This is a genomic window from Collimonas sp. GW821-FHT07E08 (assembly GCF_059418905.1).
The window spans coordinates 144424-159527 of the sequence record NZ_JBWKQR010000013.1; the positions used below are offsets into that span (position 1 = coordinate 144424).

Annotated in this window: 15 protein-coding genes; 7 read left to right on the plus strand and 8 right to left on the minus strand. The window is 61.6% G+C overall.

From position 1 onward, the window contains the following. Positions 1 to 6: 6 nt before the first annotated feature. Both AC07RZ_RS18075 and AC07RZ_RS18080 read left to right on the plus strand, forming a co-directional pair. Positions 7 to 1074 (plus strand): aldose epimerase family protein, encoded by a 1068-nt coding sequence (locus AC07RZ_RS18075; protein ID WP_494668974.1) that lies wholly within the window; start codon positions 7 to 9, stop codon positions 1072 to 1074. Positions 1075 to 1175: 101 nt separating this feature from the next. Continuing rightward, complete coding sequence (locus AC07RZ_RS18080; protein ID WP_494668975.1) at positions 1176 to 1409, plus strand: hypothetical protein; 234 nt, start codon at positions 1176 to 1178, stop codon at positions 1407 to 1409. A gap of 130 nt (positions 1410 to 1539) precedes the next feature. On the opposite strand, the gene AC07RZ_RS18085 is transcribed toward AC07RZ_RS18080, so the two are convergent. Further along, complete coding sequence (locus AC07RZ_RS18085; RefSeq protein WP_494668976.1) at positions 1540 to 3723, minus strand: phosphocholine-specific phospholipase C; 2184 nt, start codon at positions 3721 to 3723, stop codon at positions 1540 to 1542. Between the two features lie 371 nt (positions 3724 to 4094). Here AC07RZ_RS18085 and AC07RZ_RS18090 point away from each other — a divergent pair, with 371 nt between their 5' ends. Then, a complete protein-coding gene (locus AC07RZ_RS18090; RefSeq protein WP_494668977.1) occupies positions 4095 to 4856 on the plus strand; it encodes a metallophosphoesterase in 762 nt (253 codons plus the stop codon). A 7-nt stretch (positions 4857 to 4863) separates the two neighbouring features. Here AC07RZ_RS18090 and AC07RZ_RS18095 read toward each other — a convergent pair whose 3' ends face one another. Beyond that, a complete protein-coding gene (locus AC07RZ_RS18095) occupies positions 4864 to 5880 on the minus strand; it encodes a zinc-dependent alcohol dehydrogenase family protein (RefSeq protein ID WP_494668978.1) in 1017 nt (338 codons plus the stop codon). 144 nt (positions 5881 to 6024) lie between these two features. Between AC07RZ_RS18095 and AC07RZ_RS18100 the strand changes: the two genes are divergently transcribed. Continuing rightward, entirely contained in the window at positions 6025 to 7020 is a 996-nt protein-coding gene (locus tag AC07RZ_RS18100) for a LysR family transcriptional regulator (protein WP_494668979.1), read from the plus strand. On the opposite strand, the gene AC07RZ_RS18105 is transcribed toward AC07RZ_RS18100, so the two are convergent. Next, positions 6965 to 7291, minus strand: coding sequence for an AzlD domain-containing protein (locus AC07RZ_RS18105; protein WP_092398295.1), 327 nt, complete (start codon positions 7289 to 7291; stop codon positions 6965 to 6967). The genes AC07RZ_RS18100 and AC07RZ_RS18105 overlap by 56 nt on opposite strands. After that, positions 7291 to 8016: an AzlC family ABC transporter permease gene (locus AC07RZ_RS18110; protein ID WP_494668980.1), complete on the minus strand. Its 726-nt coding sequence runs from the start codon at positions 8014 to 8016 to the stop codon at positions 7291 to 7293. The genes AC07RZ_RS18105 and AC07RZ_RS18110 overlap by 1 nt, the downstream gene beginning before the upstream one ends. A 115-nt stretch (positions 8017 to 8131) precedes the next feature. Here AC07RZ_RS18110 and AC07RZ_RS18115 point away from each other — a divergent pair, with 115 nt between their 5' ends. Then, positions 8132 to 8830: an aspartate/glutamate racemase family protein gene (locus AC07RZ_RS18115; RefSeq protein ID WP_494668981.1), complete on the plus strand. Its 699-nt coding sequence runs from the start codon at positions 8132 to 8134 to the stop codon at positions 8828 to 8830. 45 nt (positions 8831 to 8875) lie between these two features. On the opposite strand, the gene AC07RZ_RS18120 is transcribed toward AC07RZ_RS18115, so the two are convergent. Next, on the minus strand, positions 8876 to 9313 hold the full coding sequence (locus AC07RZ_RS18120) for a hypothetical protein (protein WP_494668982.1): 438 nt from the start codon (positions 9311 to 9313) through the stop codon (positions 8876 to 8878). Between the two features lie 568 nt (positions 9314 to 9881). Here AC07RZ_RS18120 and AC07RZ_RS18125 point away from each other — a divergent pair. Beyond that, entirely contained in the window at positions 9882 to 10748 is an 867-nt protein-coding gene (locus AC07RZ_RS18125; protein WP_494668983.1) for a Crp/Fnr family transcriptional regulator, read from the plus strand. A gap of 66 nt (positions 10749 to 10814) precedes the next feature. On the opposite strand, the gene AC07RZ_RS18130 is transcribed toward AC07RZ_RS18125, so the two are convergent. Beyond that, positions 10815 to 13001, minus strand: a complete 2187-nt coding sequence (locus AC07RZ_RS18130) for a prolyl oligopeptidase family serine peptidase (protein ID WP_494668984.1) — start codon at positions 12999 to 13001, stop codon at positions 10815 to 10817. Between the two features lie 249 nt (positions 13002 to 13250). Between AC07RZ_RS18130 and AC07RZ_RS18135 the strand changes: the two genes are divergently transcribed. Continuing rightward, a complete protein-coding gene (locus tag AC07RZ_RS18135) occupies positions 13251 to 13469 on the plus strand; it encodes a hypothetical protein (protein ID WP_144741461.1) in 219 nt (72 codons plus the stop codon). Positions 13470 to 13591: 122 nt separating this feature from the next. Here AC07RZ_RS18135 and AC07RZ_RS18140 read toward each other — a convergent pair whose 3' ends face one another. Together AC07RZ_RS18140 and AC07RZ_RS18145 are read right to left on the minus strand one after the other, a co-directional pair. After that, on the minus strand, positions 13592 to 14869 hold the full coding sequence (locus AC07RZ_RS18140) for a tetratricopeptide repeat protein (RefSeq protein ID WP_494668985.1): 1278 nt from the start codon (positions 14867 to 14869) through the stop codon (positions 13592 to 13594). 82 nt (positions 14870 to 14951) lie between these two features. Next, positions 14952 to 15104 (minus strand): ExbD/TolR family protein (locus AC07RZ_RS18145; protein ID WP_494668990.1); only part of this gene is annotated, 153 nt, incomplete at its 5' end.

Consider the following 15104-nt stretch of genomic DNA (forward strand, 5'->3'; position numbering starts at 1 on the left):
ACACCGATGACACCGACCTCCATCACCAGCACAGCCGCCGACCACGGCGTCACCCTGTACACGCTGCGCAACGCGCACGACATGCGGGTCCTGATCAGCGACCGCGGCGCGACCCTGGTCTCCTGGTGGGCGCCGGACCGCTACGGCCGGGTGGCCGACATCCTGCTCGGCTATCCCGATGAAGACGGCTACCAGGCAAATCCATCGTATTTCGGCAGCCTGGTCGGCCGCTGGGGCAACCGCATCGCCAAGGGCCGCTTCACCGTGGACGGCGCCGAGTACCTGGTCGACCGCAACAACGGCGACAACCACCTGCATGGCGGCGACACCGGCTTCCACCTGGCGCAGTGGCGCGCCGAACCGGGCCCGGACGGCTTGCGGCTGACGCTGGAATCGCCGGATGGCGACGGCGGCTATCCCGGCAACGTGCAGGTTTCGGTGCTGTACAGTCTGGACGACAGCGGCCGCCTGAGCATCGACTACAGCGCCGCCAGCGACGCGCCGACGCCGCTCAACCTGACCTCGCACGGCTACTTCAACCTCAACGGCGGCGGCAGCGATATCTACGACCACATCTTGTCGATCGCGGCTGACCGGTACCTGCAGATCGACGCCCAGTTGATCCCCACCGAAGCTGCCGACGTCGCCGGCAGCGCCTTCGATTTCCGCCAGCCGGCGCCGATCGGGCCGCGCCTGGCCTGGCCCGACACCCAGCTCAAGCTGGCCGGCGGCTTCGACCATTGCTACTGCCTGAGATCGCAGGACGGCGCCGCTCCTGCGCCGGGCCAGGGCCGCCACGCGCAGCCGCTGCGGGAAGTGGCGACCGTCTACGATCCCGGCTCCGGCCGCCAGCTCTCGGTCTCGACCACCGAGAACGGTTTGCAGTTCTACAGCGGGAATTTCCTGGCCGGCATACAGGGCCGCAACGCCCAGCCTTATGCGATACACGACGGCTTCTGCCTGGAGACGCAGGCCTACCCCAACCAGATCAACGGCCCCGATGCCGAAGCCGTGATTCTGCGGCCCGGCCAGGTGTATCGCCAGACCACGACTTACCAAATCTCGGTGCGCTGACAAGCGGCGGCGGAAAAGCGTAGAATAAAGCCCGCCCGCACCGGCCCGCCAGCCGGCCTGCGGGCGATCAGGCGCGATGCATATATTGGAAAGAGAGACACATGACAAAACAAAACGGAGCGGAACCGCTCATCAGCGAGATCGAGTATTACATGATGATTGTCGAGTTCGACATGTTATGGAACCGCAATACCACCGCGCAAGAACAGCAGCGAATGGAACACATGATCCGGCTGATCGACGCATTTGAAGCAGGACACACATTCCTCACGCCGCAAATGCAAGTTCGGACCGGACTGGAGAGCCGGAATAAAGAAGGGCCTACAACAATGTAGGCCCTTTTCTTTTGTAGCCCGCTTTTTTCTTTATGTCCCGCTATCCTGCGCCTGCCGCCACCTTCGCCGCACTCTCATTCGTCCTCTTCTGCAGCCTGCTCCTGTTCCAAGAAAGCGGCAAGCCGTCCAATCAGGTGGCCGCCATTGCCGGATCGCTCACGCCATGCGCGCCGGTTTCCATGCGGCCGGCGAAGCGCCGGCTGAAACCGCCGGCCGGCACCGTCGCCGTCAGGTCATACCAGTTGCCCTGGCCGCCGATCGGCCAATGCTGGTCGAGCTGCATGCGGGCCGGCACATGGAAAGTCCAGGGGCCGGCCTGACGGTAGGCATTCGGCTTGACAGTGACGATGCAGGCCCCTTCTCCCCGGTTCGCCATCGTCAGGCAGATGCGCTTGGTGAAGATATCGTAGCTGAGCTTGACTTCAGGTTCGGCCGAACCATCCACCGAAAGCACCGCGAGATTGCCCTGGAAAGCGCGATGGAATCCGTTCGGCCCCAGCACCCACAGATCGTAGGCGCCGCGGTCGGCCTCCAGGTCCCAGCTGTCTTGCCATTCCCTGCCGGCTTCCAGCGCATAGCGGCGCGGCACCCGGTCCAGGTGCAGGCGGTCGTAGACATGGAACACCGCGGCAGCCCGGCCGGTATTGCGGAAAGCCAGGTTGATCTTGTTGTGCCTGGCATCGACCCTGGCGCTGGCATGCAGCTCGTAAGGCAATGCGCGCGAAGGCCGGACGCCGGCTGCCTGCATCGGAAACACCTGGCTGCCTTCGGCCGGCAAGGCGACCTGCTGCAGTTTTTCCTGCTGGGCGCGCACCGCGTCGGCTTCCGCCCGGGTGCGTTTCGGCAGCGTCGGCAAGACTTCATGGTTCGGATTGACGAAATTGAAAGCCGACAGCAAATCGCCGCAGACCGCGCGCCGGAATGGCGTGATGTTCTCTTCCTTGACGTGGAAGCGGGCTTCCAGGAAACGCAGCACCGAGGTGTGGTCGAACACCTGCGAATTGACCCAGCCGCCGCGGCTCCATGGCGAGATCACATACATCGGCACGCGCGGGCCGGGGCCGTAGGGACGGTTCTGGTAGGTAGCCGATGCCGCCGCGGAAAAATATTCGCCATCGGTAGAGACCGACGAATGGCCGGCCAGCTCGCCGCCTTCGTAGCCAGGCGCGCATGGCGGCGGCACGTGGTCGAAGAAGCCGTCGTTCTCGTCGAAATTGACCAGCAGCACGGTCTTGCTCCATACCGCCGGATTGGCGGTCAAGGCATTCAGCACTTCCTGGATATACCAGGCGCCCTGCACCGGGCTGGATGGTCCCGGATGTTCGCTGTAGTCTGCCGGGGCGACGATCCAGGATACCTGCGGCAGCGTGCCGGCGCCGATGTCTTCGCGCAAGGCAGCCAGGAAGCCGCCGTCCGGCATGGTGTTGGCCACTCCCTTGAGCAGCGGGTCGATGCTGTCGTCGCTGGGCAGGTAGGCCGGATAAGGAGCGCCGTCGACGGCGTTGCCGCGCTTTTCGTTGGCCTGGCGATAGGCCACGAAACCTGCCAGCGGATTGTCGGTGAAATTGTCCGGCATGTTCTCGTAGACCTTCCACGACACGCCTTCTTTCTGCAGCCGTTCCGGGTAGGTCTTCCAGCTGTAGCTGGCAGCGCTGGTAGAGGCTTCCAGGTGATCCTGGCTGTTATCGATGACCGGGCCGCCGTTCTTGCCTTTGGGATCGATGTTGCCGGTCCAGTGGAATACCCGGTTAGGATTGGTGCCGCCGTGGAACGAGCAATGGTAGGCGTCGCACACCGTAAACGCGTTCGCCAGCGCAAACTGGAAATCCAGCTCGGCCGAGGTGTAATACCCCATCGACTGGGTCTGCTTGTAGGTCGGCCAGTTGGCCATGCGGCCGAGGTCCCAGGCATCCTGTGCGTTGTCGTAGAAGTGGCTGGTGCCGTGGACGCGCTGGGCGTTGCCGATCTTGCTGTCGAGGTGATAAGGCAGGATCACGCGCGACTGTTTGGTGGTCTTGTCGGTGTACGTCTGCTGCATCACATTGCGCTTGCCGGCCAGCGGGATCGGGAAACGGTCGCCGAAACCGCGCACGCCGTTGAGCGTGCCGAAGTAGTGGTCGAAGGAGCGGTTTTCCTGCATCAGGATCACCACATGTTCGACGTCGCGGATGGTGCCGGTCCTGTTGTTGGCGGGGATCGCCAGCGCCCTGCGGATGGCTTCCGGGAAAGCGGCATTGGCGCCGGCGGAATAGGCCGTGGCGGCGAGCGCGGTGCCGGCGGTGCGCAGGAAATGGCGGCGGTTCTTCTTGGTCATGATGGTCCTGTTCTTTCCTTATTGGGATAGGCGTCGCTTGGGAAGGGAATGTGCAGCAGGGAGACGGTGCGAGAGCGGATTGCTGGGACGCGGGGCGGGTGACGCCATCGACAGTTGGTTGATTCCGGCCATGTAGTTACCACCACGCATCTTTTGAATGTATCGAAGTATTGCGGCGAAATATTTCAGGCGTATGAAGGTTCGATGACCGTTCTGTAACGATTGGAGACGCCAGTAATCCTGGCTATTGATGGCCTGTATCGATGGCCTGCGTTGCTTACTCCCTGCACTTTCGGTAAGCTGCTTGGCAATACGGCGGGGCAGCGGCTTGCAGAGCCGCCCCGTGGATAACCGGAGCATTTTGCCGTGCCATGAAAATTTCATTGATCTCTGACCTGCACCTGTCCGTGCACCCGATGCCGGCGCCGGAAACCGATGCCGATGTGATGGTGCTGGCCGGCGACATCTGGCGTCCGGCGGAAGCCATGCAGTGGGCCAGGCAATTTTCCGTGCCGACGATCTTCGTGCCTGGCAATCATGAGTTTTACGGGAGCGACCTGGTCAGCGCCATGCGCGACCTCAGGAGCGCAGCGCAAGGCAGCCGGGTGCACATATTGCAGAAACAGGCGCTGCTGCTGGATGGCGTGCGTTTTCTTGGCTGCACCCTATGGACGGATTTCCGTTTTTTCAGCAGCGCCGAACAACGCCGGCTGGGCCTGCAGCAGGCAACCGAGCTGGTCAGGGATTTTTCACGGATACGCGTGGCGCCGGATTTCCCCGACACGTTTACGCCGGCCCTGTCGCAAATGCTGTTCGACGACACGGTCGCCTGGCTGGAGCAGCAGTTCGCGCAGCCGCATGACGGCCCGACTATCGTCGTCAGCCATCACGCCCCGGGCCCGCAAAGCGTGCATGAACGCTTTGCCGGATCGGCGCTGAACGCCTGTTTCACCTCCGAGCTGGAACAACGCATCCTGGCCTGGCAGCCGGCGTTCTGGCTGCATGGCCACATGCATGACAGCGCGGACTACCGGATCGGAGCGACCCGGGTGCTGTGCAATCCGCGCGGTTACGCACGCGGCGGCAATGCGGAAAATGCCAGCTTCGACCCCTGCCTGACATTTTCCGTTTGAGCCTGTCTTACCTGGCGACTTCGATCACGACTTTGCCGAAGTGGCCAGCCTGTTCCAGGTATGCATAAGCTTCGCGCGCCTGCTGGAACGGGAACACCTTGTCTACCACCGGCTGCATCGCCGCCACTTCAACGAAGCGGTTGAGGTCCTCCAGCATCGCGCGGCTGCCGACGAAGATGCCAGACAAGCGCTTGGCGCCGCCGATCAAGGCGAACGGATCGAGCTCGCCGCCGAAACCGCTGACGCCGCCGATGATGGCAATCGTGCCGCCCATCCTGGTGCTGCGGATGGAGCGCGCCAGCGTGCCCTGGCCGCCAACTTCCAGCACCAGGTCGACCCCGGCGCCGCCGGTAAGCCGCAGCACTTCATCTTGCCATTCGGGCGCGTTGCGGTAATTGATGGCGGCGCTGGCGCCCAAGGCGCGGGCGCGCTCCAGCTTGGCGTCGCTGGACGAGGTAATGATGGTGCGCAATCCGGCCGCCTTGGCCAGCTGCAGCGCCCAGACCGAGACGCCGCCGGTGCCCAGCAGCAGCACGCTGTCGCCGGCCCTGAGCCGGCCCTCGACGAACAAGGCGTTCCAGGCGGTGACGCCGGCACAGGGCAAGGTCGCAGCCTGGATATAGTCCAGGTGCGGCGGAATCGCTACCCAGGATTCTTCATGCAGCACCACCTCTTCGGCCAGCACGCCATCCGTCACCGCGCCGAGCGCGCGGGCGGTGTTGCGCGGAGTCGGCGCGCCGCCGATCCAGTCTGGGAAAAAAGACCCGGCGACACGGTCGCCAATATTGAAGCGGCTCACCGCCGCCCCCACTTCGATCACTTCGCCGGCGCCGTCGGAGCCAGGAATCACGGGCTTGTCGCCGGTGCTGAGATAGCTGCCGTCGGCGATCATCAGGTCGCGGTAATTGAGCGATACCGCATGCATGCGCACCCGCACCTCATGCGCCGCCAGCGGCGCGCTATCGCGCTGCACCCGTTCCAGTCCCGCAATCTTTTGTCCTGCCTGAATCTGATAAGCCTGCATGGAAATCTCCTGTTCGTTTCACACACCATCTGTGCCTGGCCGCCGCAATCTCAGCGACGGGATTGGCTGTTATGATATAGGTTCTTATTTTTCCTCAGTGGCGGCATTTTTTACTATGTATGTAGCGCATATGGATACAATAAAATGAGCGACCGTTTGCATGGCATCAGTGCTTTCGTCGAGGCGGTGGAAGCCGGCAGTTTTGCGCTGGCGGCGGAACGCATGCGCCTGACCCGCTCGGCGGTAGGCAAGAGCATTGCACGGCTAGAGCAGCGCCTGGGAGTGCGCCTGTTTCAACGGACCACGCGCAGCCAGAGCCTGACCGAAGACGGCCAGGCATATTACGAACGCTGCGTGCGCGCGCTGGCGGAGCTGGACGCCGGCGCATCGGCGCTGGACAGCGGCAAGAGCGAAGCCATCGGGCGCTTGCGCGTCAGCGTGCCGGTGCTGTTCGGCCGCCACTGCGTGGCCCCGGTGCTGCTGGCCCTGGCGCGGCGCCATCCGCGGCTGGCGATCGAAATCTCGTTCAGCGACCGGGTGGAAGACCTGGTGGAAGAAAAATACGACCTGGCGATCCGCATCGGCAGCCTGCCCGACAGCGCTACCCTGGTGGCGCGCCGGCTGGCTACCCAAGACATGTCGATCTGCGCCGCGCCGTCATACCTGGCGGCGCACGGCAAGCCGGGCAGCGTGGCGGAGATGAGCCGGCATGCGGGGATCGCCTACGGCCGCGCCGGCCGCCTGGAGCCCTGGCGCGTGCGCGACAGCGCCGGCCAGGTGCACAAGCCGCAAGTGAATATCCGCCTGGTGTTCGACGACCTGCAAGCCATCACCGATGCCGCGGTAGCCGGCGCCGGACTGGCCTGGCTGCCTTGCTGGCTGATGTCGAAACATGCCGCCGCCGGCGAACTGGAGCTGGTGATCGACAGCGAAAGCGTGCTGCCTACCGAGATTTATGTAGTGTGGCCGCAGTCGCGCTACCTGCCGACCAAGACGCGCCTGGCGATCGACGCCCTGGTGGCGGAGATCCCGCCGATGGTGGGTCAGATGCAACGACCGAAAAAAAAGCCGGATGAAAAATGCCCTAGCGTCCCAGCACCCCGAACTGCCAGGCAAAAAACACCAGCAATCCAACCATGATGGTCAGCAGCTGGCGCCGTGTGCCGGCGCACACCAGGACTGCTGCAATGGCGGCGATCAGCTGCGGATTGCGCCAGCTCAGCTCAAGCCCCTGGCCGTGCGGCGCCAGCACCATCGGCACGATGATCGCCGTCAGCACGGTGACCGGCACAAAGGCCAGCGCTTCCTTGAGCCAGATCGGAAAGGCGGCGCGCTCGCCCAGCATGAAGATCGCCGCCTTGATGAATACCGTGATCAGCGCCATGCCGATGATCATCCATGTGTAGTACATCATGCCTTGCTCCTTGCCGCGCGGCGCAGCGCCTGCCAGTGCGACAGCGCCAGGCCGACGCCGACGCCGGCCAGGATCGCCGCCAGCAATCCCAGCTTGTAAGGCAGGCCGCGCAGGAACCAGGCGAATCCGCCTGCGGCCACCGCGGCAGCCAGCTGCGGCAGGCGAAACAGCTGCGGCACCACGATCGCGATGAAAGTCGCCACCATCGCAAAATCCAGCCCCAGGGTCTGCAACTGCGGGAATGCCGTGCCGAACAGCAAACCGAGCAGTGTCCACAACTGCCAGTTGCCGTACATCGACAAGCCCGATCCCAGGAAATACCAGTGCCCCCGGGGCGTATGGGCGTGCTTCAGGTAGTAGGCATTCATCACGGCGAAGGTTTCATCGGTCAGCAGGAAGCCAAGCAGGAAACGCCAGCGCGCCGGCAAGTGGCTGACATGCGGCAGCAAGGTCGCCGCGTACAGCATGTGGCGCAGGTTGACGATGAAGGTGGCCATCCAGATCACCAGCAGGCCGACCTGCCCTGCCGCCAGGCCGACCGCGATGAACTGGCTGGAGCCGGCGAACACGCCGAGCGACATCAGCTGGCCTTGCCAGGGCGCCAGCGGCCCGGCGGCGACCAGCGCGCCGAAAATCACGCCGAACGGCGCCGCGCCAACCATCATCGGTATGGTGTCGCGGGCGCCGGCGGCAAAACTGGACAGGGAGGTGGGATGCGGCATAATCTATTCCTTTGCGATGCCGGAATAGTAATGTCAAGCGTCGCTTTGCGCTAGTGGACTGTCATATTGCCGCTCTGCGCATGCGCACGTCAATCTGCACCATCAGGAGTGTTCTTTGAAGACCATCGGCCTTATCGGCGGCATGAGCTGGGAATCGACCGTGCCCTATTACCGTCAAATCAATGAAACCGTCAAGCAGCGGCTGGGCGGGCTGCACTCGGCAAAAATCATTCTCTACAGCGTCGATTTCCACGAGATAGAACGCCTGCAGCATGCCGGCGACTGGGACGCCGCCGGCGCCCGGATGGCTGAAGCGGCGCAGGCGCTGGAACGGGCCGGCGCCGATTTCCTGGTCCTGTGCACTAACACCATGCACAAGGTCGCAGCCGCGATCGAAGCTGCGGCCGGCATCCCCTTGTTCCATATCGCCGATCCCACTGCCGACGAAATCAGGCAGGCAGGCTTGTCGACGATAGGTTTGATCGGCACCCGTTTCACCATGGAGCAGGCGTTCTACAAAGATCGCCTGCGCGAACGCCACGGCTTGCAGATATTGACGCCCGGGCAGGAAGACCGTGATACGGTCCATCGCATCATCTACGACGAGCTTTGCCTGGGCCAGGTGAAGGAGGCGTCGCGCGCGGAATACCGCAGGGTGATTGCGAGCCTGGTCGCGCAAGGAGCGCAGGCAGTCATCCTGGGTTGCACCGAGATCTCGCTGCTGGTCGGCGCCCAGGATTCGGCAGTGCCCTTGTTCGACACCACCAGCATCCATGCGCGCAAGGCCGCGGACTGGGCGCTCGCCGCAGCATGATGCCTGCAGCGCCATCGGCCGCGGCGCGATGGCGGAGAGCGCTGTTTATTTAGGCATGGGATCGGCTGCCATGGCCTTGTCGCGCGCCTCGGTCGATTCCTGTTTCTCTTCTTTCAGATTCGCTTTCGCCTCCGCTTTTTCTACTTTCATGTTTGCCTTTGCGATTTTTTTCTTGGCCTTGTATTCTGCCTTCGCTTCACTATCGGCTTGCCGTTTTTGCACCAGCGGATCGGTCAAGGCGGCGCGGGTATCGACGCTGGTGGTCGCTGCGGGCGAGGCGCCTTCGGCGGGCGCCGTGGTTTGTGCCTGGACCAGGTTGACGCACAGCAGCGCTGCAATAGGCAGCACGAGGATATGAATGTTTTTCATGTCGAGTCCTTTGTAAAGATCGTGAAGCAAGGTTAATGGCAAATCCGGATCAGTTTTGTGCGCTAGGCAACTTAGCGCGTCACCCATGAAAATAGCCGGCATCCCTTGCTGCATGCGGCTTTTCGGTCGATTGACAGTTGTCTGGCGGATACCTGCCCTTACTAAAACACCGATTCAAACTTTACATTCGCGGAATTTTGCACAAAGATATAAACGTCAGCAGTTCATTTTTCATTTTTTGACGGTGGCGGTTTTGACATGCTGCTCCCGTCCGATGGAGAGAATATGTTACTTAAGCACACACTTATCGTTACAGCAATTGCCATGATCGCGGTCAGCGGATGTAAAAAAACGGATGACCCCAATGCTCCTGCAGCGGCCACTCCACCGGCAACGCAGCAGGCAATGCCGCCAGCCGCTCCGGCAGCCCCCGCCACGTCGGCTCCCGACGCTGCACCGGCCGCACCGGCTGCATCGGGCGCCAGTTCTTCCAGCGGCAGCTAGCAGACCGCGGTTGGCGCCACAGGCGTCAACCGCATTTTTTTCGTGACTGGACGCCTCTCCGGCACCGATCCCTGTGTCAGCGCATTCCTACAGCAGAAGAAGACAAGCGCTGATTTCGCAAACTCCGCTCCAATGCAATCATCAATACACAGCAGTACAAACCACATCCTCAAAGGAGATGGCGATGGCTTACGTATTGAACAATTGCGGCACTCTGAAAACGAGTGCAAAAAATAGCGCCGCGGTACTGTCGGTCCTTCGGAGAGAAAACATGGCCGAGCTGATCCAGCCCGGCACGCAACACCTCACCTCGCTCCGCATTGCCGGCCTGTACGGCCACAATCCTTTGCAGAACCACATACTTGACGCCTTGCCGCCAGAAGATTTCCGGCGCCTGCTGCCGCACCTGGAATTTGTCGCGATGCCGTTCGGCATGACGGTATGCGAAGCGGACAGCCAGATACGGCATATTTATTTTCTCACCAGCAGCATCATTTCCCTGGTCCACGACATGAAAGACGGCAGTTCGGCCGAGACTGCGGTGATCGGCAACGAGGGAGTGCTGGGAGTCACCCTGTTCATGGGCGGCGGCAAGAGCCTGAACCGGGCCACCGTGAAAAGCGCGGGTTATGGATTCCGCCTGAAGGCCAGCATCCTGGCGGAAGAGTTCGCCCGCGGCGGCGCCTTGCAGCAACTGTTGCTGCGCTATACGCAGACGCTGCTTGCGCAAATATCGCAAACCGCCGTGTGCAACCGTCATCACAGTGTGCCGCAGCAATTGTGCCGTTGCCTGCTGCTGACGCTAGACCGCTTGCCTGGCAACGAAATCAGCGTCACGCAAAGCGCGATTGCCGCGATGCTGGGCGTGCGGCGCGAATCGATCGCCGAGGCAGCCGGCAAGCTGCAGGAAGAAGGCTTGATCCAATATGCGCGTGGGCACCTGACAGTGCTGGACCGGGATGGCCTGGAAGCAAGGGCTTGCGAATGCTACGCGGACCTGAAGCACGATTATCACGATACGCTCAGCGAGAAAAAAGCCTCATAGGGTATCGCCCTGCGTTCAGTCCGCAGCGGCTGCGGTGGACAGCCAGCCGCTGCTGTCGGGATGCCGTCAGTCGGCCGACGGCTCTGGCGGATTGCCCGCCACCGCGCCGGCGTCCGGCGCCGGGCGCATGTCCAGCACCTTGGTCAAAAAGCCCCAACGATCGGCCACCTCTTCAATCTGCTTCGAAGTCGGCTTGCCGGCGCCATGCCCGGCCTTGGTGTCGATGCGTATCAGCACCGGCGCCGCGCCCGCCTGGTCAGCCTGTTCGGTGGCCGCAAACTTGAAGCTGTGCGCCGGCACCACGCGGTCGTCATGGTCGGCGGTGGTCACCAGCGTGGCCGGGTAGCAGGTGCCTGGCTTCAGGTTGTGCAGCGGCGAATAGGCATACAAGGCTTTGAATTCATCGGCGTTGTCGGACGAGCCGTAATCCGAAGTCCAGCCCCAGCCGATGGTGAATTTATGGAAGCGCAGCATGTCCATCACGCCGACTGCGGGGATCGCCGCGGCAAACAGCTCCGGCCGTTGCACCATGGTGGCGCCGACCAGCAGCCCGCCGTTGCTGCCGCCGCCGATCGCCAGTTTCCGCGGCGAAGTATATTTATTGGCGATCAGCCACTGCGCCGCGCCGATGAAATCGTCGAACACGTTTTGCTTCTGCAGCTTGGTGCCGGCTTCATGCCATGCCTTGCCGTACTCGCCGCCGCCGCGCAGGTTCGGCACGGCGTACACGCCGCCCATTTCCATCCAGGCCAGGTTGGGCACCGAGAACGCCGGCGTCAGTGAAATGTTGAAGCCGCCGTAACCGTACAGATAAGTCGGGTTGCTGCCATCGAGCTTCAGGCCCTTTTTCGATACGATGAACATCGGCACCCGGGTGCCATCCTTGCTGCTGTAGAAAACCTGGCGCGTCTCGAACGCGCTCGGATCGAAATCGACCTTCGGCTGCCGGTACAGGCTGCTCTTGCCGCTCGCCAGGTCATAACGGTAAATGGCGGCTGGCGTGGTAAAGCCGGTAAACGAATAGAAGGTTTCCTTGTCATGGCGCTTGCCGCCGAAACCGCTGGCAGAACCTATTCCTGGCAAAGCCACTTCCCGCACCAGCTTGCCGTCCAGCGTGAATACCTTGACCTGGCTGCGCGCATCTTTCAGGTAGTCCAGCACCAGGCGCTGGCCGACCACGTTCGCTCCTTGCAAGGTTTGCTCGGCCTCCGGCACGATCACCTGCCATTTTTCAACCTCGGGGCGGCGCGTGTCGATCGCGATAATGCGGCCCTTTGGCGCGTCCTTGTTGGAGTTGAACAGGAACACCGGGCCATCGTTGTCGATGAAATCGTAAGAAGCATCGAAATCGTCAAGCAGCGGCAGCATCTTTGCGTCTTTTTTGCCCAGCTCCTTGTAGTACACGCGATTCTTTTGTTCCGTGCCCTGCGAAATGCTGACGATCAGGTATTTGCCGTCATCGGTGACGTGGCCGGCGAAACCCCATTCCTTTTGATCCGGCCGGTCGTAGACCAGGACATCGTTGTCCTGGGAAGTGCCGATTTTATGGAAATACAGCTTCTGGAAATAGTTCACGTCAGCCAGCTTGGTCGCTTCTTTCGGCGCATCGTAGCGGCTGTAGAAAAAGCCCGAGCTGTCGTGGGCCCAGGATGCGCCCGAAAATTTCACCCACTGCAAATGATCGGCGGTGTCGTTGCCGCTTTCGATGTCGCGCACCTTCCATTCGTTCCAGTCGGAACCGGAGGCAGCGGTGCCGTAGGCCAGGTATTTGCCGTTCGGGCTGACCGCAATGCCGGCCAGCGCCACCGTGCCGTCCGCCGCCAGCTTGTTGGGATCGAGCAGCAGGCGCGGCTCTTCGTCGAGTTGCTTGACGGTGTATAACACCGCCTGGTTTTGCAGGCCGTCGTTACGGCTGTAGAAATAACGGCCGCCTTCCTTGAAGGGCACGCTGAAGCGTTCGAAATTCCACAGCTTGGTCAGCCGTTCGCGGATCGCCGCGCGTGCAGGAATTTTTTCAAGGAAGCCTTGCGTCAGTGTGTTTTGCGCTTCTATCCACGCCTTGGTGTCGTCGCTGTTGCCGTTTTCCAGCCAACGGTAAGGGTCGGCTACCTTGACGCCGTGATAGTCGTCTACCTGGTCGATTTTTTTGCTGGCAGGATAAGTCAGGGCCTGCTTGCCCGCAGGGCATTGCTGGGCGATGCTGCCGCCGCTGGTGAGGATGGCGGATAGGGCCAATGCGTGTTTGAGGTACATGTTTTGTCCGTTGTGATTTGGGTGAAATCAGGTGAGCAAAGCTGAAAAAATACGCCGGTGGCTGGTGGCTGCGGCGCAAGGGAAACACCATATCATCGATTGCATACGATGTCTGTTTGTCACGTCACTTGTTGCTTTTCCGAAAGTAAATATGCTATCGTGCATTTCTTAAATGTAACACCATGTAGCGCGCAGCCATCGCGTTGAACGGGCTACCAATTCCAACATCCAGAGACAAAGAAAACCGCCATGAAAACACTATTTGCTTGCGCATTTATCTTGCCCGTTCTGTCTGCATGCGCAGTCGACGCCGGCAACCAGAACGTCGCCGACAACCAGGAAAACGTTTACACCACCGGCAGCAACCTGCCCTCCAGGCAAAACAAGAAGTCGAATGTGCAGACGCTCTCGCCGGAGCAAGCCAAGGACATGATCCCGCCCGTGGCGCCCAGAGGTCCGAAGGGCTAAATGGCCCAGGCCTGAAATCCGGCAAAGGGAGGATCCGGCTGCTGCTGCATCCTTCAAGGAAAAAGAGCCGTCTGCGAGTGATCGCAGACGGCTCTTTTTTTATGGCCTGGTCCCGCTCGGGATCAATTGAGCGGGTGGTTCACTTGCATGATCCACAAGCGCGCCAGGTCGGCTACGCCGTCAGATCCTTGCACCGACTTGAACGCCTGGATCGCCTTGTCCTTCTGCCCGGCCAGCTGGTAAGCAATACCCAGGTGCAGCTTGGCATCTTCCGGACGCTTGAGGCCGCCCTTCTTCAAGCCGTTTTCCATCAGCGCCAGGCCTTTGTCAAACTGGCCGGCGGTAACCAGCGCATAACCGAGGTTGAGCTGGCCGGTGCCTTCCTTGCTGCTGTTTACCGAAGCCTCGCTTTGCGCCATGGTCCGCTGGTCGTCTGCCATGCCTTTGCTGGCCTGGTCGCGCAGGCGCTTTTGCTTGGCCGCGTCAGGGCCGCTGCCCAATACGCCGGACTGGAAACCCTGGTCCAGCGTTTTCTTCGCTTCCGCCGGGAATCCCGCCAGCAGCGACAGTTGCGCCACATCGGTGAATTCGGCGCTGGTCTGCAGCTGCGCTGTCGCGGCTTTCAAACGGTACACGTCCAGCGTCAGGTGGTCAGAGAAGCCCGGCTTGGCCTGGATACGGCCGAGTATGTCGATCCAGTATTCTTTCTTCGGATAGTAGGTGTTGAGCTTTTCCAGCGACCCCAGGTATGCCGGCTTGTCGTTGCTCTTGAGCGCGCAGCTGACCAGCAGTTTCAAGGTGGTCTCGGTCGGCGTGCGGCCCGCGCTTTCATCGGCCGCGATATCTTTCTGCAGCTCGCTGGTGGCGCGCGGAATGTCGTTGCTCAGGTAATAGGACTGGATCAGCAAGGTGCGGGTTTGCGGATCGTTGCCGTTTTCCTTCAGCGAACGCGATAGCCATTCGATGGCTTTGGGATATTTTTCCGCGTCGTAGTACAAACTGCCCAACGCCTGCACGATCTTGGCTTTTTCCGCCGGCGCCAGGCGTCCGGACGCAATCACCGCTTCGAACGATTTGCCTGCCAGGTCGGTATCGCCGGCGCGCGCGGCAGCTGCCCCGCGCAGGCGGTCGATGGCGTAGATTTCATACGGTGTCTTGTCGGCGACAGCATCGGTTTCAGCGATCTTGGCCAATGCTTCCTTGAATTTTTCTTCCTTGAGCAGTGCCTGTGCTGCTTGCAGCGGCGTGCCGATTTCCGGGCGCACCGTCTCTGCCTTGGCGCTGTCGTCCGCGGCATGAGCCAGCGGAGCCACGCCAGCCATTGGCAGCGCGGCGGTCAGGCCCACGGCTGCCAGCAACACGAAAATTGGTGCAAACCGTAGTTTTGGTAATTTGGACATAGCTATTCTTTCAATCGAAAAAACGAAAATAGGCAGGGGTATGACCCTGCCTATTTTCCGGTGCAAAAACAAATGCTATTGATTACTCCATGAACTGCTCATTGCCGACGATGCCGATCTTGGTGACGCCCAGCCGCTGCGCCGACGCCATCACGGCAGCCACCGACTTGTACTCCACCAGCTTGTTCGGCCGCAGGTGCACTTCATCGATATTGCCGCCCGCGACCACCGTCTT

Excerpts from the sequence above, each read along its gene's own strand:
- AC07RZ_RS18075 (WP_494668974.1), top strand. The coding sequence starts at position 7 with ATGACACCGACCTCCATCACCAGCACAGCCGCCGACCACGGCGTCACC.
- AC07RZ_RS18080 (WP_494668975.1), top strand. The coding sequence starts at position 1,176 with ATGACAAAACAAAACGGAGCGGAACCGCTCATCAGCGAGATCGAGTAT.
- AC07RZ_RS18085 (WP_494668976.1), bottom strand. The coding sequence starts at position 3,723 with ATGACCAAGAAGAACCGCCGCCATTTCCTGCGCACCGCCGGCACCGCG.
- AC07RZ_RS18090 (WP_494668977.1), top strand. The coding sequence starts at position 4,095 with ATGAAAATTTCATTGATCTCTGACCTGCACCTGTCCGTGCACCCGATG.
- AC07RZ_RS18095 (WP_494668978.1), bottom strand. The coding sequence starts at position 5,880 with ATGCAGGCTTATCAGATTCAGGCAGGACAAAAGATTGCGGGACTGGAA.
- AC07RZ_RS18100 (WP_494668979.1), top strand. The coding sequence starts at position 6,025 with ATGAGCGACCGTTTGCATGGCATCAGTGCTTTCGTCGAGGCGGTGGAA.
- AC07RZ_RS18105 (WP_092398295.1), bottom strand. The coding sequence starts at position 7,291 with ATGTACTACACATGGATGATCATCGGCATGGCGCTGATCACGGTATTC.
- AC07RZ_RS18110 (WP_494668980.1), bottom strand. The coding sequence starts at position 8,016 with ATGCCGCATCCCACCTCCCTGTCCAGTTTTGCCGCCGGCGCCCGCGAC.
- AC07RZ_RS18120 (WP_494668982.1), bottom strand. The coding sequence starts at position 9,313 with ATGCAGCAAGGGATGCCGGCTATTTTCATGGGTGACGCGCTAAGTTGC.
- AC07RZ_RS18125 (WP_494668983.1), top strand. The coding sequence starts at position 9,882 with ATGGCGATGGCTTACGTATTGAACAATTGCGGCACTCTGAAAACGAGT.
- AC07RZ_RS18130 (WP_494668984.1), bottom strand. The coding sequence starts at position 13,001 with ATGTACCTCAAACACGCATTGGCCCTATCCGCCATCCTCACCAGCGGC.
- AC07RZ_RS18135 (WP_144741461.1), top strand. The coding sequence starts at position 13,251 with ATGAAAACACTATTTGCTTGCGCATTTATCTTGCCCGTTCTGTCTGCA.
- AC07RZ_RS18140 (WP_494668985.1), bottom strand. The coding sequence starts at position 14,869 with ATGTCCAAATTACCAAAACTACGGTTTGCACCAATTTTCGTGTTGCTG.